The organism is Mucilaginibacter corticis (genome assembly GCF_007558865.1).
GTDB classification, from domain to species: Bacteria; Bacteroidota; Bacteroidia; order Sphingobacteriales; family Sphingobacteriaceae; genus Mucilaginibacter; species Mucilaginibacter corticis.
In genome coordinates, this window is record NZ_VLPK01000001.1 from 1770532 (window position 1) to 1792284 (window position 21753).

At 42.5% G+C, this 21753-nt stretch carries 18 protein-coding genes; 4 read left to right on the forward strand and 14 right to left on the reverse strand.

What is annotated here, in order from left to right:
* Positions 1–99 precede the first annotated feature (99 nt).
* The 7 genes from rimO to FO440_RS07745 form a co-directional block, all read right to left on the reverse strand.
* Positions 100–1404, reverse strand: a complete 1305-nt coding sequence (gene rimO, locus FO440_RS07715; RefSeq protein WP_246104191.1) for a 30S ribosomal protein S12 methylthiotransferase RimO — start codon at positions 1402–1404, stop codon at positions 100–102.
* 51 nt (positions 1405–1455) lie between these two features.
* The gene (locus tag FO440_RS07720) at positions 1456–1833 is read right to left on the reverse strand and encodes a GxxExxY protein (protein WP_144247616.1); all 378 of its coding nucleotides are present in this window, start codon (positions 1831–1833) and stop codon (positions 1456–1458) included.
* A gap of 37 nt (positions 1834–1870) precedes the next feature.
* The gene (gene ftsY / locus FO440_RS07725) at positions 1871–2836 is read right to left on the reverse strand and encodes a signal recognition particle-docking protein FtsY (protein ID WP_144247617.1); all 966 of its coding nucleotides are present in this window, start codon (positions 2834–2836) and stop codon (positions 1871–1873) included.
* A gap of 118 nt (positions 2837–2954) precedes the next feature.
* Entirely contained in the window at positions 2955–3116 is a 162-nt protein-coding gene (locus tag FO440_RS07730; protein ID WP_144247618.1) for a DUF4295 domain-containing protein, read from the reverse strand.
* Between the two features lie 80 nt (positions 3117–3196).
* The gene (rpmG, locus tag FO440_RS07735; protein WP_144247619.1) at positions 3197–3379 is read right to left on the reverse strand and encodes a 50S ribosomal protein L33; all 183 of its coding nucleotides are present in this window, start codon (positions 3377–3379) and stop codon (positions 3197–3199) included.
* 79 nt (positions 3380–3458) lie between these two features.
* Positions 3459–3692, reverse strand: coding sequence for a 50S ribosomal protein L28 (gene rpmB, locus FO440_RS07740; RefSeq protein WP_144247620.1), 234 nt, complete (start codon positions 3690–3692; stop codon positions 3459–3461).
* Positions 3693–3817: 125 nt separating this feature from the next.
* The gene (locus FO440_RS07745) at positions 3818–4018 is read right to left on the reverse strand and encodes a hypothetical protein (protein WP_144247621.1); all 201 of its coding nucleotides are present in this window, start codon (positions 4016–4018) and stop codon (positions 3818–3820) included.
* Between the two features lie 91 nt (positions 4019–4109).
* Here FO440_RS07745 and acs point away from each other — a divergent pair, with 91 nt between their 5' ends.
* From acs to FO440_RS07765, 4 genes are all read left to right on the forward strand, one after another.
* On the forward strand, positions 4110–6011 hold the full coding sequence (gene acs, locus FO440_RS07750; protein ID WP_144247622.1) for an acetate--CoA ligase: 1902 nt from the start codon (positions 4110–4112) through the stop codon (positions 6009–6011).
* Positions 6012–6115: 104 nt separating this feature from the next.
* A complete protein-coding gene (gene surE, locus FO440_RS07755; RefSeq protein WP_144247623.1) occupies positions 6116–6889 on the forward strand; it encodes a 5'/3'-nucleotidase SurE in 774 nt (257 codons plus the stop codon).
* 37 nt (positions 6890–6926) lie between these two features.
* A complete protein-coding gene (gene lpxB, locus FO440_RS07760; RefSeq protein ID WP_144247624.1) occupies positions 6927–8036 on the forward strand; it encodes a lipid-A-disaccharide synthase in 1110 nt (369 codons plus the stop codon).
* Positions 8037–8454: 418 nt separating this feature from the next.
* Positions 8455–9543, forward strand: a complete 1089-nt coding sequence (locus FO440_RS07765; protein WP_144247625.1) for an acyltransferase family protein — start codon at positions 8455–8457, stop codon at positions 9541–9543.
* A 230-nt stretch (positions 9544–9773) separates the two neighbouring features.
* Here the strand turns inward: FO440_RS07765 and FO440_RS24360 are convergent, their stop codons facing one another.
* From FO440_RS24360 to FO440_RS07790, 7 genes are all read right to left on the reverse strand, one after another.
* Positions 9774–9923, reverse strand: coding sequence for a hypothetical protein (locus FO440_RS24360; protein WP_186292596.1), 150 nt, complete (start codon positions 9921–9923; stop codon positions 9774–9776).
* Positions 9924–9960: 37 nt separating this feature from the next.
* Complete coding sequence (locus tag FO440_RS24365) at positions 9961–10116, reverse strand: hypothetical protein (RefSeq protein ID WP_186292597.1); 156 nt, start codon at positions 10114–10116, stop codon at positions 9961–9963.
* Positions 10117–10135: 19 nt separating this feature from the next.
* A complete protein-coding gene (locus tag FO440_RS07770) occupies positions 10136–10312 on the reverse strand; it encodes a hypothetical protein (RefSeq protein WP_186292598.1) in 177 nt (58 codons plus the stop codon).
* Between the two features lie 202 nt (positions 10313–10514).
* On the reverse strand, positions 10515–11723 hold the full coding sequence (locus tag FO440_RS07775; protein WP_222103942.1) for an MFS transporter: 1209 nt from the start codon (positions 11721–11723) through the stop codon (positions 10515–10517).
* A 628-nt stretch (positions 11724–12351) separates the two neighbouring features.
* Positions 12352–17754, reverse strand: coding sequence for an Ig-like domain-containing protein (locus FO440_RS07780; protein ID WP_144247627.1), 5403 nt, complete (start codon positions 17752–17754; stop codon positions 12352–12354).
* A gap of 199 nt (positions 17755–17953) precedes the next feature.
* A complete protein-coding gene (locus FO440_RS07785; RefSeq protein WP_144247628.1) occupies positions 17954–20383 on the reverse strand; it encodes a TonB-dependent receptor domain-containing protein in 2430 nt (809 codons plus the stop codon).
* Complete coding sequence (locus FO440_RS07790; protein ID WP_144247629.1) at positions 20380–21753, reverse strand: HTTM domain-containing protein; 1374 nt, start codon at positions 21751–21753, stop codon at positions 20380–20382. The genes FO440_RS07785 and FO440_RS07790 overlap by 4 nt, the downstream gene beginning before the upstream one ends.

Below are 21753 nucleotides of genomic sequence, written 5' to 3' on the forward strand. Positions count from 1 at the left end.
TTTCGAATTTCGGATGTTCGATTTCGGATTTACTTTATCGTTTACATCTTTTAGAAATCGAATTTAGAGTTTAATATTATAAAATAAACTAACAGGCGCTTATTTTACAATATGTCCATAAAGGTCAAAATCTTCGGCAGTATCAATCTTTACATTTACAAAGCTGCCTACAGTAGCATAATCAATTGCGGCGTCAATTAGAACTTCATTATCCACCTCGGGCGAATCATATTCGGTACGGCCAACAAAATATTGACCATCTTTTTTATCGATCAGCACTTTATAAGTATTGCCAATTTTCTCCTGGTTTTTCTCGAATGAAATTTCCTGTTGGATCTCCATGATGGCATCAGCGCGTTCCTGTTTTACTTCTTCAGGTACATCATCTATCAGGGAGTGCGCGTGCGTTTTTTCTTCGTGCGAGTAAGTGAAACAACCCAGCCTGTCAAACTTGGTTTCTTCAACCCATTGCTGCATTTCTTCAAAGTCGCGTTCGGTTTCACCCGGGTAACCGGTTATCAGCGTGGTGCGCATGGCAATGCCCGGCACGCGGTCGCGAATTTCATTTACCAGGTCGATAGTTTTTTGTTTGGTGATACCGCGGCGCATTGATTTCAGCATATTATCACTGATGTGCTGCAACGGCATATCCATATACTTACAGATATTATCGCGCTCATTCATCACATCCAGAATCTCCATCGGGAAACCGGAAGGATAAGCATATTGCAGCCTGATCCATTCAATGCCGTTCACATCAGAAATGCGGCGCAGCAATTCGTCCAGGTTACGTTTGCCGTACAGGTCAAGGCCGTAATAGGTCAAATCCTGCGCAATTAATATCAGTTCTTTTGTTCCGTTTTTGGCAAGTTTTTCTGCAGCTTTAACCAGGTCCTCAATAGGTGTGGTTAAGTGTTTACCACGCATCAGCGGGATAGCACAAAAAGAGCAGGGACGGTTGCAGCCCTCGGCAATTTTAAAGTATGCGAAATGCGAAGGAGTGGTTAACAGGCGTTCGCCAATCAACTCGTGCTTATAATTCGCGCCGATAGAAGTTAACAGATTTTGCAGATCATTAGTGCCAAAGTAAGCATCAACATTGGTGATCTCTGCTTCAAGCTCGGGTTTATAACGTTCAGACAGGCATCCGGTAACTATCACTTTACCCACTTTGCCTTGGTCTTTAAGCTCACTGTATTGTAAAATGGTATCTATTGATTCCTGTTTGGCATTGTCAATAAATCCGCAGGTATTAATAACAATGATATCATCCTTACCAACCTTCTCAGCTTCATGCACCACGTCAAATAGGTTACCCTTAAGCTGACCCATCAGGATCTCAGAATCGTAAGTATTCTTTGAGCACCCAAGAGTAACTACATTTACACGTTGTTTAGATTTCACCGATTTATATTTTGATTCCACAGATTATTCTTTTTTAATTTCGCCGATTAGTTACACCGAAAACCTTTTCACTTCACAACTTGGATTGCCGAAATTAATTAGCAACCCTACTTTTACTTTACTTGCCTTTAAATATGATAATAACTGACTTTGAAAAAGTTTAGGGATAAATCCAGTTACTGATTTAAGTTCAACGATGACCTTATTCTCAATGAACAGGTCGCATCTGAATTTCCCGACAAATTGTTCATCAAAATAAACGTTAAATTCTTTTTCTATTTCAAAGCTTAGGTCTTCTTTTGCTAATTGATGCTGTAATGCTTTAGCATAAATCTTTTCAATAAATCCCGGACCCAAAGAACTATGAACTTTATAGCAACATCCAATAATTTTTTGAGTTAAAACATCATTTTCATAGTCGTTCGACATAATCGGTGAAATCAAAAATCAATCGGTGAAATCATCGCTATTGTTTAAATAGCGAATCCACAAACGCTTTCCGATCAAACAACTGTAAATGATCCATGCCTTCGCCAACCCCTATATATTTTACCGGTATTTTAAACTGATCTGATATGCCTATCACCACACCGCCTTTTGCTGTACCATCAAGTTTGGTCAGCGCCAGCGCGTTAACAGCAGTGGCCTCGGTAAATTGTTTGCATTGTTCTATGGCATTTTGCCCGGTTGATGCATCCAGCACCAGCAAGATCTCGTGCGGTGCACCGGGTACTACCTTTTGCATAACGTTTTTGATCTTGGTCAACTCGTTCATCAAGCCTACCTTGTTATGCAAACGGCCTGCAGTATCAATAATTGCTACATCATCGCCCGTAGCAACTGCCGATTTTAAGGTATCAAACGCTACAGATGCCGGGTCAGAACCCATAGCCTGCGCTACAACCTTTACACCCACACGTTCGCCCCAAAGTTTGATCTGATCAACCGCCGCAGCGCGGAAAGTGTCGGCCGCGCCCAATACTACCTGGTTGCCGGCCTCTTTTAATTTATGGGCCAGTTTTCCAATAGTGGTGGTTTTACCCACACCATTAACACCTACTACCATAATTACATAAGGCTTATGGCTGCCATATTCAAAGCTCGAAAAATCGTTACTGTTATTTTCAGCAAGAAGCTGCTGGATCTCGTCGCGCAGTAAACCATGCAGGTCAGACGTGCTTACGTATTTATCGCGGGCAACTCGGGCCTGTATACGGTCAATGATCTTTAGCGTGGTTTTTACACCAACGTCTGATGTTACCAATACTTCTTCAAGCTCGTCAAGCACGTCATCGTCAACGGTTGATTTACCGGCTATTACTTTGGTGATTTTAGAAAAAAAGTTATCCTTGGTTTTTTCTAAACCGGCATCAAGCACCTCTTGTTCTTGTGGTGTGCTTTCCTTTTTCTTAAAAAAATCAAATAGTCCCATGGTGTTTATATATGCAGTATGCTGTTAAAGCAAATGTGCAGATTTAAATGTTCCGTTAACAAAAAAAGCCCTCTCGTGTAAACAAGATGGCTTTAATATTATATAAGGATATTCCCGGTTATAATTTTCCGGCAATCGCATCCTTAACGAAGTCGTTAGCTACGATTTGCTCTTTGAATGAGTAAGCACCTGTTTTAGGAGACTTAGTCATGGTTATAACTTTTGAAAACTCTTTGCCTTTACCGGCAACTTTCAGGGTTGCAACTACTTTCTTTGCCATTTCTTTATTTGTTGATGGTTGTAAGTTTTATGTTGTAAGCGGCACATCATGCAACTCGCAACTTAAAGCCCGCAACTAAATTATTTAATCTCTTTATGAACAGTTACTTTTCTTAAAACCGGGTTGAATTTTTTCATTTCCAGTCTTTCGGTTGTGTTCTTTTTGTTCTTGGTAGTGATGTAACGAGACATACCTGGCAAACCAGTTGCTTTATGCTCTGTACACTCTAATATTACCTGAACTCTATTACCTTTCTTAGCCATCTCTTTATTGATTATTGGATTACTGAATTATTGATTTGGCGAAGTAAATTACTCACCAATCTCTATTCACTAATCTCTATTATATGTATCCTTTTTTTACAAACTTGTTAATACAAGCAGTTATTCCGTTTTTGCTGATAGTTTTAACAGCTGATGTAGATACCTTTAAGGTTATCCATTTATCTTCTTCAGGGATGTAAAACTTTTTAAGCTTAAGGTTTGGATGAAACCTGCGTTTAGTTTTGCGGTTTGAGTTAGAAACGTTGTTACCAACTATTGACGCTTTTCCTGTTAGATCACAAATTCTTGACATGACAATTGTTTTTAAAACCCTTTTATTAAAGGGATTGCAAATATCAGGATTTAAAGTGAAATAGACAATAGTGTTTTTAAAATATTTGAAAAAATATCACGTATTGGCAAAAAGGCACGGTTTGACTATTCTACAGGTGTTGGTTTTCTTATTTTTAAATAGATGATACGGCCGGTTATAGCTGCAGCCATGCCTAAACAAAAGCATAGCCAAAGTTTTAGATCTAAATTGATTAGGCCGCCAAGCAAAGTTATAAATGGTGCGCTTGCTATGCCTATAGGTATATAGATCTCTAAAAAATACTTCCTTTTAAATAGGCCTGTCATTGTACTAAATTAGCACAATTCTCTCAAAGTGCATTTTTTCATTTACACATGCGACTAAAATCACTAATTTACACGCACCAATTACCCAATTATGAAAATTACATCATTTGACCATTACAAAGAAGTTTATAAACATAGTGTTGACCAGCCCGAAGATTTTTGGGCCGGTATAGCCGATAGCTTTTTATGGAAAAAGAAATGGGACAAGGTTTTAGAGTGGAACTTTAAAGAACCAAATATTAAATGGTTCCAGGGCGCTAAGTTAAATATTACAGAAAATTGCTTGGACCGCCATTTGGAAACATTGAGGGACAAACCGGCAATAATCTGGGAACCAAACGACCCGAAAGAAGATCACCGTGTGTTAACCTACAGGCAGTTATATAAAAAAGTTTGCCAGTTTGCCAATGTGCTTAAAAACAACGGCGCTAAAAAAGGCGACCGCATTTGTATCTATATGCCAATGGTGCCTGAGTTGGCTATTGCTTTATTGGCCTGCGCCAGGATAGGGGCTATCCATTCGGTTGTATTTGGCGGATTTTCTGCCCAGTCAATTGCCGACCGCATCCTGGATGCCGAATGTAATATAGTGATTACTGCCGATGGCGGTTTCCGTGGTAATAAGGAGACTCCGTTAAAATCCATCATTGACGATGCTTTGGTACGTTGCCCATCTGTACAAAAAGTAATTGTATTAACCCGTACTCGCACCCCGGTGGCCATGATAAAGGGCCGTGATGTTTGGTGGGAAGACGAAATAAAGAAAGTAGAAACACAGGGTATTAAAGACTGCCCTGCCGAAGAAATGGATGCCGAGGACATGCTGTTCATCCTTTATACTTCCGGCTCAACCGGTAAGCCTAAGGGCGTAGTACATACCTGCGGCGGCTATATGGTTTACGCGGGTTACACTTTTGATACAAGTTTTCAATATCAACCTAATGAGGTGTATTTCTGTACGGCAGATATCGGTTGGATAACCGGGCACTCATACATTGTGTACGGACCGTTGTCGCAGGGCGCCACCTCGTTAATGTTTGAGGGTATACCTACCTGGCCCGATGCAGGCCGTTTCTGGGATATTGTAGATAAGTTTAAAGTCAATATTATATATACCGCGCCAACGGCCATCCGCTCATTAATGAGTTTCGGCGAGGAACCTTTAAACGGTAAAGACTTAAGTTCATTAACCAAGTTAGGGTCGGTAGGTGAGCCTATTAATGAAGAGGCCTGGCACTGGTTTGACGAGAAAATAGGCCATGGCCATTGCCCGATAGTGGATACTTGGTGGCAAACAGAAAATGGTGGCCACATGATCACCCCGATTGCCGGCATTACCCCGTTAAAACCGGGCTATGCCAGCCTGCCGCTGCCGGGTGTACAGCCGGTGTTGGTCGACGAGAAAGGAACTATCATAGAAGGCAACGAAGTTAGCGGCAATTTGTGTATCCGTTTCCCATGGCCGGGAATGCTGCGTACCACCTATGGTGATCACGAACGTTGCCGCCAAACTTATTTTGCAACTTATCCTGATATGTATTTTACCGGCGATGGCTGCTCGCGCGATGCGGATGGCTATTATCGCATTACCGGCCGCGTGGACGATGTGCTGAACGTATCAGGACACCGCATTGGCACTGCCGAGGTTGAGAATGCAATTAATATGCACAGCACCGTAGTCGAATCGGCAGTAGTAGGTTACCCGCACGATATTAAAGGACAAGGCGTTTACGCATTCGTAGTAAGCCCTAATATGCATGATGATCCTGAACTTACCCGTAAAGATATCATGATGACTGTAGCGCGGATCATTGGCGCCATTGCCAAGCCGGACAAGATCCAGTTTGTTAGCGGCCTGCCAAAAACACGTTCAGGTAAGATTATGCGCCGGATACTGAGAAAGATAGCCGAAGGCGATACCAGCAATTTAGGCGATACGTCTACACTACTTGATCCGGCAGTGGTTGAGGAGATCAAGGCGGGAGCGTTGTAAGGGAATAAGGAAGCAAGAGTTAAGAGCCGGGAGTCAAGACACAATTTATCTTGATTCCTGGCTCTTGTTTCTTGACTCTCATTCCAAACTCGTAATTTCGCCCAATGACAAACTCCAAACCAAATATCCTTGTAGTAAACGACGACGGCATCACCGCGCCGGGTATCAAAGCCCTGATGCATGTAATGAAAGAGATCGGTCGCGTAGTAGTTGTAGCGCCCGACAGCCCGCAATCAGGTATGGGCCATGCCATTACTATCGGTAAACCACTAAGGTTAGACAAAGTTGATATTTACGAAGGCATAGAAATGTACAGTTGTTCGGGCACCCCGGTTGATTGTGTGAAGGTTGCCGTTACCAAGATCTTCAAGGGCAAAAAGCCTGATCTGTGCGTTTCTGGCATCAATCACGGATTGAACAACGGTATCAATGTGCTGTATTCAGGTACCATGTCAGCAGCAGTTGAGGGTGCTATCGAGGGTATCCCGTCCATCGGTTTTTCTTTAGATGATTACACCTGGCAGGCCGATTTTAGCCACACCTTAAAATATATCAAAGAACTTGCTTTACAGGTTTTAGCCAATGGCTTGCCTACCGCTACTTTATTAAATGTAAACTTCCCGGCAGGAGGACATATAAAAGGCATCAAGATCTGCCGGCAAGCTAACGCCAAATGGGCCGAAGATTTTGACGAACGCATGGACCCTTACAAACGCCCGTATTACTGGATAAGCGGTGTTTTCCAGGTGAATGACAATGGCGAGGATACCGACTCATGGGCGCTTGATAACCATTATGTATCTGTAGTGCCTATCCAGTTTGATATGACCGCGCATCATGCTATCCCGGTTTTAAACAGCTGGAAGTTTGACGTTTAATTGTACTTTTGGCTATGATCACTCATAACCCAGCACAATGAAATACTACCTGGTGGCCGGCGAGGCTTCGGGCGATCTGCACGGGGCCAACTTAATGAAAGAACTGAAGAAGCTTGATCCGCAAGCTGAATTTCGTTTTTTTGGCGGCGACCTCATGCAGGCCGAAGGCGGTACTTTAGTTAAGCATTATGCCGATATGGCCTTTATGGGTTTCTTTGAAGTAGTGGCCAACCTGCGCGCCATATTGAAGAACCTGGCTTTTTGCAAGCTGGATATAGCCAATTACCATCCCGATGTTTTGATCCTGATAGATTTCCCGGGGTTCAATTTAAAGATAGCCGCCTTTGCCAAAGAAAATAACCTGCCGGTTAACTATTATATCTCGCCCAAAGTTTGGGCCTGGAACCAGAAGCGGGTACTCAAGATCAAAAAGGTAGTTGATCACCTTTTTTGTATCCTGCCGTTCGAGGTTGATTTTTATAAAGAATGGGGCATGGAGGTTGATTATGTAGGTAACCCTTTATTAGACGTAGTTTCTGCATTTACGCCCGATGTAGGCTTTTTACAAAAGCATAAACTCGCCGGTAAAAAGATAATTGCCCTGTTACCAGGCAGCCGCAAGCAAGAGATCAACTATTTACTGCCGGATATGATCGCCGTGGCAGATCAATATCCGGATTGCCAGTTCGTAATTGCAGGGGCGCCGTCTTTTAATGCAGATTATTATCAGCAATATTTAAAAGGCAGGCCTATCCCAGTTTTGTTTAATGCTACTTATGATATTTTGAGCAACGCCCACGCCGCGGTAGTGGCATCGGGCACTGCTACTTTAGAAACCGCCTTGTTCAACGTCCCGCAGGTAGTGGTTTATAAGGGAAATCCCATCTCTATTTCTATTGCCAAGATCGTAGTTAAGCTCGAATACATCTCGTTGGTCAACCTTATTGTAAACAGCGGTATTGTTAAAGAACTGATCCAGCAGGATTGTACTCCCGGAAGTATTGCAGCAGAACTGGATCCTATCCTAAACGACCCAACTTACCGCCAAACCATGCTGGACAATTATGATCAACTCGATCAAAAAATGGGCTTACCCGGTGCGTCGGCCAAAACTGCAGCTTTAATTGTAAAGTACAATTCCAAATAAATTATTACCGGCAAACTGTTTAATACCGGTAGTAAAAAATGTCGTTTTTCGGGTATCGGTGCTTATGCCGGTAGTAAAAAGAGGCGTTTTTCAAGTATCTGGCTTGATGCCGGTAGTAAAAAATGCCATTTTTCGGGTATCAGGGCTTTTACCGTGTTATGATTTTTGATTATCTGGTTGATAATCAAGTTTTTGTATGATTAAAAATTGAAAATACCGTGTTTTTCAGAGCGAGAAAAAAAATATCCTAAAGAACTTTTTGAAGGGAAGCCGCCTAAGCAGATACAAACAAATATACGAAATTTCAAGGGCCAAAAAAAGCACATTAATGCCACCCTCATCAAAAAAGCGTCATTGCAATGAAGTGGTGGGGTTATGCAACTAAATTGCTATCATTGCGGCACCAATTAAAATATTAATGAGTACAACACCCAATCCGGAACTCTTAAAAACCAGGCAACATTTCCAGATCTTAGATGGTTTGCGCGGCGTAGCTGCAGTAACCGTAGTGATATTCCACTTTATGGAGATTGCCCAGCCCGATTATGAAAAAAGTTTTGTTGGCCATGCTTTCCTTGCTGTAGATTTCTTTTTCTGCCTGTCGGGTTTTGTAATTGCGTATGCTTATGATACCCGGATAAAAGAAATTGGCTTTTCAACCTTTGTAAAGCTGCGGCTCATTCGCCTGCACCCATTGGTAATTATTGGGTCAATAATTGGTTTGCTGTGCTGGTTGTTTGATCCGTTTAGCGATCTGCATACCAAATATGGTGCGGCCAAAGCTGTCATAATGTTTATCACATCTTGTTTAATGATCCCGTACCCTGTCATTCGCGAGCGGTACTTTAATCTGTTTCATTATAATCCGCCAAGTTGGTCGTTATTTTGGGAATATATTGCCAATATATTTTACGCGCTTGTTTTAGTTAAACTGCGTAATAAAATACTTTGGGTGCTGGTGGTTATCGCTGCAGGCCTAATCATTTTTGAGGCAAGCAGGTCGGGTAACTTAAGCGGCGGCTGGGGCGGCGATAATATACCTGCCGGCTTTATCCGTGTATTTTATTCTTTTCTGGCAGGGATGCTGGTTTACAGGTTGGGTTGGATCCTTAAAACGCGGCTTGGGTTTTTATCGGTAAGCATTTTGCTATTGGCTGTGTTGACATCTCAATACTCAAACAAATGGAATTTCATATCAGAACCGCTCATCGTGATATTTGTACTGCCTTTTTTAGTGTCGCTGGGAGCAGGGGCAACATTACGGCCGGTTTTTAACCACATTTGCAAATTCTCGGGCGAGTTATCCTATCCGCTTTATATGGTGCATTATCCTTTTATATGGATATTTTTTAGCTATATAGAGAAATGTAAACCTGCAGTAAATGAGCTGCTGATAGTAATACCTGTATCCGTAGTATTATTGGTCGTATTTGCCTGGCTGATTATGACTTTTATTGATGTGCCGATCAGGAAATATTTGAAAAGAAGAATGGAGAGGAGTTTGTAAAAAAAATCAATATCTTTTGTAAGTCGTCATTGCGAACGAGGAACGAGTGTGGCAATCTCTGCGCGACAGGCGGATAGTAAGTAGAGTATATCTATCGTGTAGAGATTGCCACGCTATCGCTCGCAATGACGTGGAGATAATTCTTTACGCAAAATAGCGCCTTGCAAAATTGCAGGGCGCTATCGTTTCCATAGGTAGTAGATTTTTATAGGTAGATGTGTATATGTTGATCAGGCCGCTTGTTGTGCAGTTGCCTGGTTGTTGCTGGTAAACTGACCTCTTTTTTTGAAAGCTTTTAGGTCTGCCATTAACAGGTTTTTTAATTCGTTATCGTAACGGATAAGTAATTTGCTGGTTGCCGGTTTTTGTGAAGCTTTCATAGGTAGATGTCTTTAAGGGGGTGAATGTTTTTATGGTTTACGCAACAGACAGTTGCTCATTAGTTATCACTTTTAAAAATTGATTTTTAGCTGCTTTCAGCATTTTCAGATCATTCATTATGATCTCTCTTAACTCGTTGTCAAACTTGGCTACTAATTTACTTACGGCCGGTCTTGGGTTGTGGGTTTTCATAATGTATGTTTTAAATGTCTTATTGTTCTTTTTTTGTTTCCTTATCATCTGTTAAATTATCGTGGCGGCGCTTGGCTTCTTTGTACTGTCTAAGTAACTGTTCCTTGTCGCGCTCGTCGGTTGGCTTTGCAGGATCTGCGGGGTTTTCCCATTCCTTTTCTTTAGCCTCTTCCGGTTTCTTGTTTTCAACAATCATAACAAATAACTGATGGTTGATAAGTACTATTCCAAACAAATGCCAAGATTTTAAAACAGGCGAAGAAAAGTCACCGATAAATCAGAAATAATTTACAATAGCGTGTAAAATGCTTATTTACAGCAGTTTGAATTATTGTAATAAAAACGTGATAAGCGTAAAAAGTGTATAGAAAAACAGAACACTAATTTTTTACCGGTACTCAGGACTGTACAGTTGTAGCCTTATGCTGTATCTTTTTGCGGTTAAGCAGGTGCATGATCAACGCGATTGCCGATAAAGCTACACCCAATATACATACACCGTTCCACTGGTAACTGTGCCATAGCTGGGTTGCTATAAAAGTACCCAGCGCTCCGCCAATAAAATAAGTAACCATATATATGGTATTGATCCTGTTCCGCGCCTCGGGCCTGGTAGCAAAAATAATGGCCTGGTTTGAGATATGCGTAGCTTGTACGCCCATATCCATTAATACAACACCGATAATTAACCCTGCCATGCTATGGCCCGAAAAAGCGAATACTACAAATGATACTATAACCAACACCAGGGTAAAGGTTGATAAATGGTACGGGTCCATTTTGTCGCTTAGCCTGCCCATTGCACCAACAGCTAAAGCGCCAAACGCACCCACCAGGCCAAACAAACCGGCAACATCACTGCCCAGATTGAAATTTTGTTTCAATAAAAAAGTAAGTGTGCTCCAAAATGCGCTAAAACAGGCAAAACATAACGCACCGCGTAAAGAAGCTAAACGTAAACGGGGCTCTTCTTTAATTAAATGCACCAGGGACAGCATCAGGTTTTTATAGCTGCCTTTATATTCGGGCTCAACCTCGGGCAATAAAAAGTAGATCAATGCCCACATGATCAGCATCAGGGCTGCCGCCATGTAAAACATGCTGCGCCAGCCGAAGTGTGCAGCTACCAAACCGCTTACCGTACGCGACAGTAAGATGCCTATAAGCAGGCCGCTCATTACAAAAGCTATTTTTTTACCACGCTCATGCGGATTAGCCAGGTGTGCAGCCATGGGTATCAGCAATTGCGGTATCATGGACGAACAGCCAATAAAAAAACTGGCTATTAATAATATATTGATATTTGGCGCTGCCCCGGCTAACACTAATGAGATCACTACAAACGCAAAATCGATCAGCATCAATTTTTTGCGTTTGAACATATCTGCCAGCGGAATGATAAAAAACATGCCTAACGCGTACCCAATTTGAGTAAATACCGATACCTGCCCGGCTTTACCGCTATTTACATTAAAAGTATGGCTAATGTCAACCAGTAAGGGTTGGTTGTAATATAAATTTGCAACCACCAGGCCGGTAGTAATAGTCATTACCCAAAGCGTGGTAGTAGTTAAATGAGGTGTTTCTTTTTTGGTAGCCGCAGGCATATTAAATATTTTGACTGCAAAAATGTAAAAGCATTTTAATATTGATGTTTGCCGCAAGTAATATTATTTAACAGCTCAGTCCATGTGTTAAATTATTGTTATTAAAATATTATCAATAGAAAAATTTGATCGTGGTAATTATCTGAATTATTAATTTTTTAATTAAAAAAGATAAAAAATCGCCATAAAATGTAAAAATTAGATTGATTGCATGTAAATTTTTGATGATTTTTAAGAAATTAATGGTTTTTAGAGTCTAAAAATGCGGTAAAAAAAATTTTTAAGTCGAAAATGCCTGAGATGTCTTAAAAAATTACAAAAATCTATTCCAATTAACACAATGTTAATGTTTAAGTGTATAATTTGATAATATGATAGGTGTAGATATCGTTTTTACAAAAAAATTACAAAAATAAATTTGCACAGTAAAAAAGTAAGTGTTACCTTTACACCATGCAAACGAGATAACAACTCAACCGCATATTGAAATAGTCTTCTCATAATTTAGGTTTATAATTGGTTTAGTAAAGGCCCCTGCCCATCAGGGGCCTTACTTGTTTTATACCTTAACCTATTTGCAGTCAAAAAGATAAGTTTGATACCTTTAAATTAATTGCTGTAGTAATAGTTATTTTACAAGTGTAACATAACCCGAGAAAGTTTTGAAAAAGAATTTTGGATCTATAACATAGTAATAGGTGCCAAATGGCAATGGCTTGCCATCATACATGCCGTCCCATGGTTTACTGTAACCAATGCTGTGATAAATTTTTTGGCCGCTCCTGGTAAATATACTAACGTCGGCTGCGGTATAGGCTATTAAGCCCTGTATATCCCACAGATCATTAATACCATCGCCATTAGGTGTAAAGGTATTCGGTATAATAATAGGTGGTGCAACCCTTACTGTAACACTACTGCTTGCAACACAACCCAGGCTATCGGTTACTGTTAAGGTATATACCCGGTCAACATCGCCGGTTACTGTAGGGTTTTTAAGCGTATTATCGTCAAGCAGAGTATTGGGCTGCCAGTTGTAAGTCACTTTAGGGTCGCTAACTGTAGGCGTTAACACAACCGTATTTCCTTTTAATACAAACTTAGTATCGCCGGCACTAACAGTAGGCGGTGGTAAGAAAGTTAGCTTTACCGTATCTGTAGGATAATAGCATGGGTCTGTATTGTTGGCTTTAAGTATGAGTTGAATAGTGCCGCTGGCAATATCGGCAGCGCTTGGATTATAAACAGGACTTGCGCCTCCGTTTGCCTGTGCTGCAGATGGGCTAAAGGTACCTGTGCCCGAAGTGGACCACGTGCCATCGCCGGCCATTAATATTTTACCGCTTAAAGGCACAATAGTGGTCTGTGAGCATATAGGCTGGTCAGGTCCGGCATCCGTGCCCGGTAGCGGGTGAAATTCAATAACGACATCATCTGTTGATATATCGCAGTTGTCGGCACTGGTTGATGATAGTGTAAGCGTTACAGAGCCTGCCAAAACATCAGCTGCCGACGGGTTATAGATTCCTTTTAAATTTGCCGGATCGGGTAGTACACCATTACCCTTGGTAACAGACCATTGGCCGGTTGTTGTACCGCCTGATACGCTGCCATCAAGTTGTACAGCTGTGGCAAGCTGGCAAACGGTTTGATCAGGCCCTGCGTTTGCCACGGGTAGTGCATCGATAGCTACATCAACAGTTGAAGACACACTTGAACAATCATTTGATACTATAGTTAAAGTATAAGTACCGGCATTAGCTACAGTAGCATTATCAATAGTTATAGTTGGATTTGGTGATGACGATGTAAAGCCATTTGGGCCGGTCCACGAGTAAGTACCACCAACGGGAGCTATTGTAGAGGTACTTAAAGTTATTGTCTTGCCTGTACATACCGGGCTATTGGAGGTAGCCTTTGGTGTTACCGGTTGCGGATTGACTGTTACGATGTAAAGAAAAGGAACGTTTTGACAGCCGTTAGTAATTGTGTAGATTAGATAATATACGTTGACAGGTTTAAGGGTAGTGTTGATTAAAGTTTCATCAATGACGTTTGAAACTTTACCGGGTTCTGCGGGATTGCTTATACCGTCAAAAGCTTTCCTGCTCCAGCCATAAACAGCAGAGGGTACTGTCGAGGTAATTACATAATTTTCCGGTACGCCGCTGCAGGCGGTATTTTTTGGTGCGCTTGTTATAGTAACTGTTGGGTTTACAGTTACCCTAAGTCTGTATGTTGAGCCCTGGCAATTGCCGTTAGTATAAGTAAAGTCATAAAATACGTCTATCGGCGCGGCAGTGTTATTAAATAAAGTCTCACGTATAGAGTTACTCACCTGGCCCTTTACAGGCTGGTTTGTAATGCCTGCCACGGCATCGCGGCTCCAGGTTGCAAGAGTACCTGCACCCGGCGTATTAAAAGTAATGGTGAAAACAGGGCTGCCTGCCGGTGCGGCGACGCCACTACATACTATTGGATGCGAGGTAGTGGTATCATTGGTAACTATAGGTGTAGGATAAACCGTAACCACGTAGTTAACAGGCGGACCGTCACAACCATTTAAGTGGGGAGTAATAATATAAGTTACATTTACCGGGACGGTAGCTGTGCTTATTAAAGATTCTGTAATAGAGGATGCGGGTACATTAGTTACCGCCGGGTTATTGATGTTAGTTGTTAAATTACGTGTATAAGTGAACGTAGTGTTTTGCTGATCTGCCGTGATGGTATAATTTAATGCATTACCACTACAAACATTATCTATTAGCGGGCTTGTTACATTTGGTAAGGCGCTTATATTTACATCAACCCTTGTGCGTGTAGCACTGGCACAACCTGTGCTGTTGACCGACTCTACATAATAAGTAGTGTTGGCTGTTAAAATTCCGGTAGTTAGGGGTGTTGTTATATTAGAAGCAAAGGCGCTACCACCTGTAGGTACAGTATACCAGCTATACCCCCCCGTTGAACCATGTGCTGTAATTGTAGCCTGTGTGCCGGGACATATGGCCGCAACCGGATCAACTGTCGGCGGGTCAGGCAATGGGTTAACGGTTACTTGGAAAGCTGTACGGGTGCTGGTTACACCGGCAACTGTTGCCTGTACGTAATAGGTGGTAGTAATAGTTGGCAATATGGGGTAATTAGCACCTGTAAATAAAAGAGTGCCTGCTGTAGGGGCGTCATACCATTTTAATGTAGCGCCTGCCGCTGCTGTTGCAGTTAATGTAACAGGCGTTCCCGCACATATAGGTAATGTCGCTGGTGTAGCATTAACCCCAGGGGGTGCAGGTTGCGGGTTAAATCTAATAAAGACGGTATTGCTGTTTATTAAACAAGGCGCGGCTGGTGCAGTAAGCGTAAGTGTAACGCTGGTTTCACCTGGACCAGGAGTATACACTGCGTTTAGCGCGGTAGTGCTTGAAAAAGATCCGGTGCCGCCGCTCCATGTTCCTGTTGCGCCGCCAGGTACGCTGCCTGCCAACTGTACCGGGGTACCTGTTGCAACAATTTGATCGGGGCCGGCATTTACATTTGCTGTTGGCGTTACAGTTAATGTAGCTGACGAGGCAGCTGTTGTGCAACCAACTATACCGTCTATGGTATTGGTTATGGTGTATGTGCCGGGTTTACTGTTTGACAAATCAACATAACCTGCAGTTGGGTCACTAAAAACTAAGCCTGCGGGACTTGCTGTAAAAACCCCTGCGCTACCGGTTGGATTTGTGTAAACAGGTTTAGGCACGCCGCTGCAATAAGTATCCGGACTGTAAGAAAAAGCAGGATCAGGGCTGGTAACAATGTTGATGGTCCGGGTGGTTATTGCACAGCCATTAGTGTAGGTTACCGTATATGATCCTAAAGGTGTGGCAGTGACATCTATTCTTCCGGTAGCAAGATTGATCACTAAACCGGCAGATGCGCTGAAGGCACCGCCGGGCGCATTTATAACCGGCACAGGGTTTATACCGCCAAGCTTGCAATAAGTGCCCGATGCATAAGAAAATTGATTGCCTGAAAGTACGGTAACTGTAACGGGTTTGCGTTCGCTTTCGCAGGTGCCGTTAGTAGCCGATACATAATAAGTTGTTGTTTTTGATAATGTAGCCGTAGTATAAGTGCTGCCATTTCCTCCTGTAAATATCGGGGTAGGGTTGGTTGCATCAGCATACCAGAATATGTTAGTTGCCCCTGTACTCGTAGCGGTTAGCATAGCTTTACTGCCCGAACATATACTGGTAGCGCCGGTTATAGTTGGCTGGGGTGGCAAGGCGTTTACAGTTGCCGTTACCGCCTTTCGCGGGCTTAAACAACCGTTAGCATCGGTGGTTTGTACGTAGTAAGTTGTGGTATTGGTTAATGAGGATATAGACAATGTGCTATTACCGCTAAGCTTTGTGCCTCCGGTTGGGGCATCGTACCATTCTATACTTACACCTGTGCCGATAGCCGTAAGCGTAACCGGTGATCCTGCGCAAACAGCCGGCGGGCCTATAGCAGTTGGAGCAGCCGGCGGGGCGTTAATGTTTACCGTTACCGGTGTACGGGTGCTGCTGCAACCGTTAACCGTAGTTTGTACATAATAAATAGTAGTTGCAGTAAGTACGGGCGTAGTAAAAGTTGATGGGTCCGTAGCGGGATTAACCAATGGAGTACCACCTGTAGACGTAGTGTACCAATTAAATGTGGCGCCTGCGGGGCCGGTGGCAGTTAAGGTTGCTACGTTGTTTGAGCAAATTGTTACATTAGGAACCACCGGTGCAGCCGGGGCAGGGTTTACAAGTATGTTTATAGGTTTTCGCCCGCTAACACACCCGCCGGCGCTTACAACTTCTATATAATAGGTTGTAGATGCAGTTAAATTACTAATTGTATAAGTGTTACCGGTTGTAAACGGGTTGAAACTGTTAGCGGTAGCATACCATCTATAGGTACCGTTGGCTGGTGCGGGCAGATTTATGGTTAGCGGAGTGCCAAAACAGCCGGAAACATCTGTAAGTACCGGATCTGCAGGAATTGGGTTTATAGTAACAGTTACAGCGGTTCTTGAGCCTATACAATCGCCTACTGTGGCTTGTACATAATAAGTTTTACTTGAGGTTAACGCAGGTGTAGTAAAATCAGGGCTTGAAATTAATGACGTACCGCCTGTTGGTACATCAAACCAATCAAATACAGCATTAGTTGGTCCGCTGGCATGCAGCGTAGCGCCAGAGCCAGAACATGTGCTTACTCCCGGTGCATTTGGCGGGGCCGGCGAGGTGATAACAGTAGCCGTAGCAGTTGTTGGTAAGCTAACGCAGCCTGCGGTTATACCTATAACATAATACTTTGTAGTAACAAAAAGTGAAGGCGTTGTAAATGTAGCGGTTGTACTTAAAGGTGTACCTGTACCTGCCGGATTATCATACCATCTGTAATCTCCGGCGCCTGATGCGGTTAAAGTTACAGAAGAACCCGCGCAGGTTGAGGCCGTAGTTACACTCGGTCCGGATATGGGGAAAACATTAACTGCTGTGCGTGAACTGGTACAGCCATTAACTGTAGTTTCTACATAATAGGTTGTTTTTTGGGTAATTACGTCTGTTGTAATGGTGGCGCCCGTGCCTTTAAGATTACCACCCGTGGCAGCATCATACCACTGGTAACTGCCTGTTGATCCGCTGGCAGTAAGGGTGGTAGTAGTGTTAGGGCAGGTAATAGCATCAGTTGCCGTTGGCGCTGCCGGCGTAGGATTAGCAATTAACGTAATGCTTTTACTTACACCCGGGCAGCTTCCGTTTTGGTCGGTTACGGTAACGGTGTAAGGTATACCGGTTTTATTAGCGCTTATGGTTTGTGTTGTCTCACCAGTACTCCATGCATATTTGTAAGGAGGCGTACCGCCCGAAACATTCGCCGTTAAAACCGCGGCAGTGCCATTACAGATTGAGGTTGTTGATGCTGTCAAATTTACAGTCACTGTACATTGGCCGTATATCCGGGCAGAAAACACCAGGAGAAGAAAAAACAGCAGTTTGTACTTCATACTAAACAACAACTAATAAGGCGTAAAAATTCACAAATAATAATATCAGCTACTAAAACCTAAAAATCAATACGGTAGAGTATTTAGATCTGTTGGTTATTAAACATTAGTCGTTATACGAATAACCCGGTAATAAAGGTTTACCCTTATTTTGTTTATTTGCAAAAATAGCTACGGATCACTGTAATAATTAACAAATTTACAGTTTTACCTGCAAAGTTATATAATATCCTCTGGCATCGGCAGGAATTATGCCCGGCCCCGGATAGCTTTCTGCACGCCGGGTAAAGTAGCGTTTATCAGCCAGGTTATTACATGATCCAAGTATGGTGAATGTATTGTTAAATTTATAGCTGGCAGAAAGGTCCATAACGGTATAGGCCGGGATTATCCCGATGATCCCGTCAGCAGTGGGGCTTGGCGCATTTGTGGCATCGCCATACTGCATACTGGTATATGATACCTGGTAGCTGGCGGTAAATTTACTTTGACGAAAAGTTAAACCGCTTTTTAACACAACATCAGGTGCAAACTCTACTATCTTGCCATCAAAAGAATGATCTTTTGAACTGGTGTATTTAGCATCTATCAATGCCAGATTGCTAAATACAGATAGTTTGGTATCTGATACATTGCCGGTTATAAAATGAAGAAACTCCAGTTCGGCAAATGATTCTAAACCGATATTTCTTGAAGCGCCAATGTTGGTACGATAACGAAATGTATTGAAACTAGCGTCCGACTCTTCTTTGCTGCCTATTCTGTTATCGTAATGGATCATAAATAAGCTAACATCATAATCCAATACGCCGTCTATATTACCTCGGATCCCGGCATCGGCTGAATAACCGGTTTCATCCTGTAAATTAGGATCAACCTTTAAGCCCGGTATAGCTGAATTCAGGTCATTAAAGTTAATGGCCCTATAGTTTTGCGATATGTTGGCATACAATTGTATGGCTCGGTTTTGGTAATAACTAAACCCTAAACCACCAATTAAAAAATGCCTGTTGCTGTTCTTATTGTCGACACTGTCTTTACGATAATAAATATTTTGGGCCTGATCTTTCCTTACGTCTACAAAAGATCCGGTAGCTTTGGTAATTACATTCTCAAACCGTAAGCCAGGGATAACACTAAATTTAGGCGTTATGCGGAATATATTCTCGGCAAAAAAGGCAAGGTTGTAATTAGGGAACTTGTAATGCGAGTAGCCATTTACATCATCTTCAGACGTACCATAGGTAAAATCGTTACTGTTACCTGTTGATGCATTATTGCCAAACCCCTGCTGCCGGTCGGTGTGGCCGTTATAATATCTTACCCCAACCAACAAGTTTTGCGCGTTACCGCCTAATTTATAAGTGTACAGTAAACGGCTTTCGTTGCCATAATTTTTATAATGATCTACATAAAGGTTTCTGTCGCCGTTAACGTTGGTAACATTGCTGTAATTAATTTGCCCCACAGCATCCCTGCCTGCATACAAACCAAAAAAGCGCGAGTTAAATTTCAGGTTATCATTGATCTTATAATCGACAATTGCTGCCCCTAAATTCCAGTTTACCTTAAACCAGTTGCGCGCCCTGGTAGATTGACGCGGATCATCATAAAATTGATTATCTGTTAACCCGCCCGGCTGTTGCTCAAGGTAGTTCATGTAGGTGTACTGCAAGGTAATGGCAAACTTATCGCTTGCCTTATAAGTTACAGAAGTATAGGCAGTATTATCATTAAAATGCCCGTTTGGCCGCCATCCGTCGCCTTGTTTATGCTGGTAGTAGGCATAGTACTGCACTTTTCCCGTTGTGCCGCCAATGCTTGTAGCAGTATTAAAGAAATTCCATGATCCGGCAGTTTCATTAGCAGTTATTTCAAAGGGTTTATCTGTTGCCCCTTCTCTCAATTTAAAATTGATGATACCGCCAAATTGTGTACCATATTGCAGTGATGACGCCCCGCGCAATATTTCTATCCGGTCTGTTAACTCGGCAGGAGGGGTATAGTAACTTTCAGGGTAGCCCAAAGCATCCGCGCTGATATCATAGCCATTTTGACGTGTATTAAAGTTTGTTACCCGGTTAGGGTTTAGTCCGCGGCCGCCTATGCCCAACTGGATCCCCGCGCCATCGCTTTCCCAGATGTTCAAACCTGCAACTTTCGAGTAGATCTGCCGGGTATTGTTGGTTGCTTTGTTGGCGGTGATATCGTCCAATACAATCACCTCGCTTTTTTTGCCGGCGGTAATGGTGGTGCCTTCAACGGCTTTCATCCGCGTAACGCCGAATGTTTTTTCTTTAGCGGTTTTTACATCAACGTTTTTAAGCTCCTGTACGTCATCTACCAAAATAATATTGACGGTTATATCATGTTCAACGCTGATGTTGTGCGTAGCCGGCTTATAGCCAACCGCAGTTGCCGTTAATGTGTAACGGCCTTTTGATATGCTTAACTGAAAATTACCGGCGGTATCGCACCGGGTGGCATACGATGTGTTTTTTAACCGTACACTTGCGTTTGGTACGCCCTCGCCCGCTGTAGTTTTAACTGTGCCGTTTATGGTTAAGTTTTGCGCGGATAATCGGAAAACGCTGATCAATAAGAAAGAGAGTATATATAGATATTTCATTGTTGTGTGCTATTAAATGGAATGATCCATTTTTTATGGTCCAGCAGTGTTTCCTGTTCTTTGGCAAGGTTTACGGTGCTGTCAATATATAAGCGGCTGCCGCTGCCGTTTAAGGTTACATAACTATCGGCGGTTACTATGGGGTTGTTGATCCCCTTTTTTTGATATTCGGCGGCCAGGTGATGCGCAAACTGCAAGATCATGTCCGGCTGTGTAGCCATCTGGCTTTCCTGGAAAGTGGTTAAATATTGTGAGTTGATGATCTCTGATCGTTTGCCTGTTTTGGAGTCTTTTACATAAAAAAATATGGTGCCGCCTTTGTCCATCAGCATTACGCGCCATGAAAAGCGGTAGCCTTCTTCCGTCCAGTATAATTTACCGGGGTACAGCATAAACCTGAATGGCAACAGCAGTTGTATGATAAAGTGCAGGGCCAATACCGTATAAATAAATTGTGTTTTAAATACAGGCAGATGATAATCTTTATTTGAAGTATAATGCTTGCTTTTGGGCAAAAAATGTGTTAATAAATTGACTATACGGATATGTGTTTTTTCTGAAAAGAAAACAATGGTAACACATATCATGATGTATGGGAACATGCCTATCTTAAACAATACCGCTGTTGACAGGTGGAAGATAATGACCAGTGCATAGGCCCATTTACGGTATCGGCCATCTAACAGCAAAAAGCCGATAAAGAGGTCGAATATCGCCCCAAACCAGCTAAAGGCGTAGGCTACCCATGTTTGTGTGAGTAAACCGCCTATAACAGGCATTTGGCTGTTGGCCGGTAGCCAGATCTTAAGCGGCATAGCTGCTATGAGCCAGTCGTAATTTAATTTTGAGATACCCGCGAAAAAGTAAACCAGTACCAGTTGCATCTTAAATATATTAATGGTCCATGCCGGTACGCGGGTTACAGCAATTTTAGGCCTTAACTTGGTATCGACAGAAAAATAACGATGAGCAGGTACCCAGATCATTAAAAAAGCCATTACACTTATAAAGTAGTAATGGTTTAAATAGGTGGTTTTATCAAGCAGCTCTACATAAGTAAAGCATAAAAAGAAAGTAATGATTGCCGCCCTGTAAAACAAACCGATGGTTACCATTATTGCTGCTACGGTCAGTATAGCAAACAACACGTACATACCCGCGCCGGCAGGTGGTTTTACCCAGTCAAACCCGTAAAAAGTAAAATGGAATTGCGGTTTTATGTAGAAAGCGTAGACCCACCCCTTTAGTATAAACCTGATGGTGCTAACAAGCATAATGCTCCCAAATGCTATCCTGAGGACAGAAAGGGGAGCAATATGTACTTGCGCTTTTACAAGCGATGAAAAATTAAGCTTTACAGAACCGGGCAT

Coding starts and splice junctions, on each gene's coding strand:
- FO440_RS07720 (WP_144247616.1), bottom strand. CDS start 1,833: ATGTCGAACGACTATGAAAATGATGTTTTAACTCAAAAAATTATTGGA.
- ftsY (WP_144247617.1), bottom strand. CDS start 2,836: ATGGGACTATTTGATTTTTTTAAGAAAAAGGAAAGCACACCACAAGAA.
- FO440_RS07730 (WP_144247618.1), bottom strand. CDS start 3,116: ATGGCAAAGAAAGTAGTTGCAACCCTGAAAGTTGCCGGTAAAGGCAAA.
- rpmG (WP_144247619.1), bottom strand. CDS start 3,379: ATGGCTAAGAAAGGTAATAGAGTTCAGGTAATATTAGAGTGTACAGAG.
- rpmB (WP_144247620.1), bottom strand. CDS start 3,692: ATGTCAAGAATTTGTGATCTAACAGGAAAAGCGTCAATAGTTGGTAAC.
- FO440_RS07745 (WP_144247621.1), bottom strand. CDS start 4,018: ATGACAGGCCTATTTAAAAGGAAGTATTTTTTAGAGATCTATATACCT.
- acs (WP_144247622.1), top strand. CDS start 4,110: ATGAAAATTACATCATTTGACCATTACAAAGAAGTTTATAAACATAGT.
- surE (WP_144247623.1), top strand. CDS start 6,116: ATGACAAACTCCAAACCAAATATCCTTGTAGTAAACGACGACGGCATC.
- lpxB (WP_144247624.1), top strand. CDS start 6,927: ATGAAATACTACCTGGTGGCCGGCGAGGCTTCGGGCGATCTGCACGGG.
- FO440_RS07765 (WP_144247625.1), top strand. CDS start 8,455: ATGAGTACAACACCCAATCCGGAACTCTTAAAAACCAGGCAACATTTC.
- FO440_RS24360 (WP_186292596.1), bottom strand. CDS start 9,923: ATGAAAGCTTCACAAAAACCGGCAACCAGCAAATTACTTATCCGTTAC.
- FO440_RS24365 (WP_186292597.1), bottom strand. CDS start 10,116: ATGAAAACCCACAACCCAAGACCGGCCGTAAGTAAATTAGTAGCCAAG.
- FO440_RS07770 (WP_186292598.1), bottom strand. CDS start 10,312: ATGATTGTTGAAAACAAGAAACCGGAAGAGGCTAAAGAAAAGGAATGG.
- FO440_RS07775 (WP_222103942.1), bottom strand. CDS start 11,723: ATGCCTGCGGCTACCAAAAAAGAAACACCTCATTTAACTACTACCACG.
- FO440_RS07780 (WP_144247627.1), bottom strand. CDS start 17,754: ATGAAGTACAAACTGCTGTTTTTTCTTCTCCTGGTGTTTTCTGCCCGG.
- FO440_RS07785 (WP_144247628.1), bottom strand. CDS start 20,383: ATGAAATATCTATATATACTCTCTTTCTTATTGATCAGCGTTTTCCGA.
- FO440_RS07790 (WP_144247629.1), bottom strand. CDS start 21,753: ATGCCCGGTTCTGTAAAGCTTAATTTTTCATCGCTTGTAAAAGCGCAA.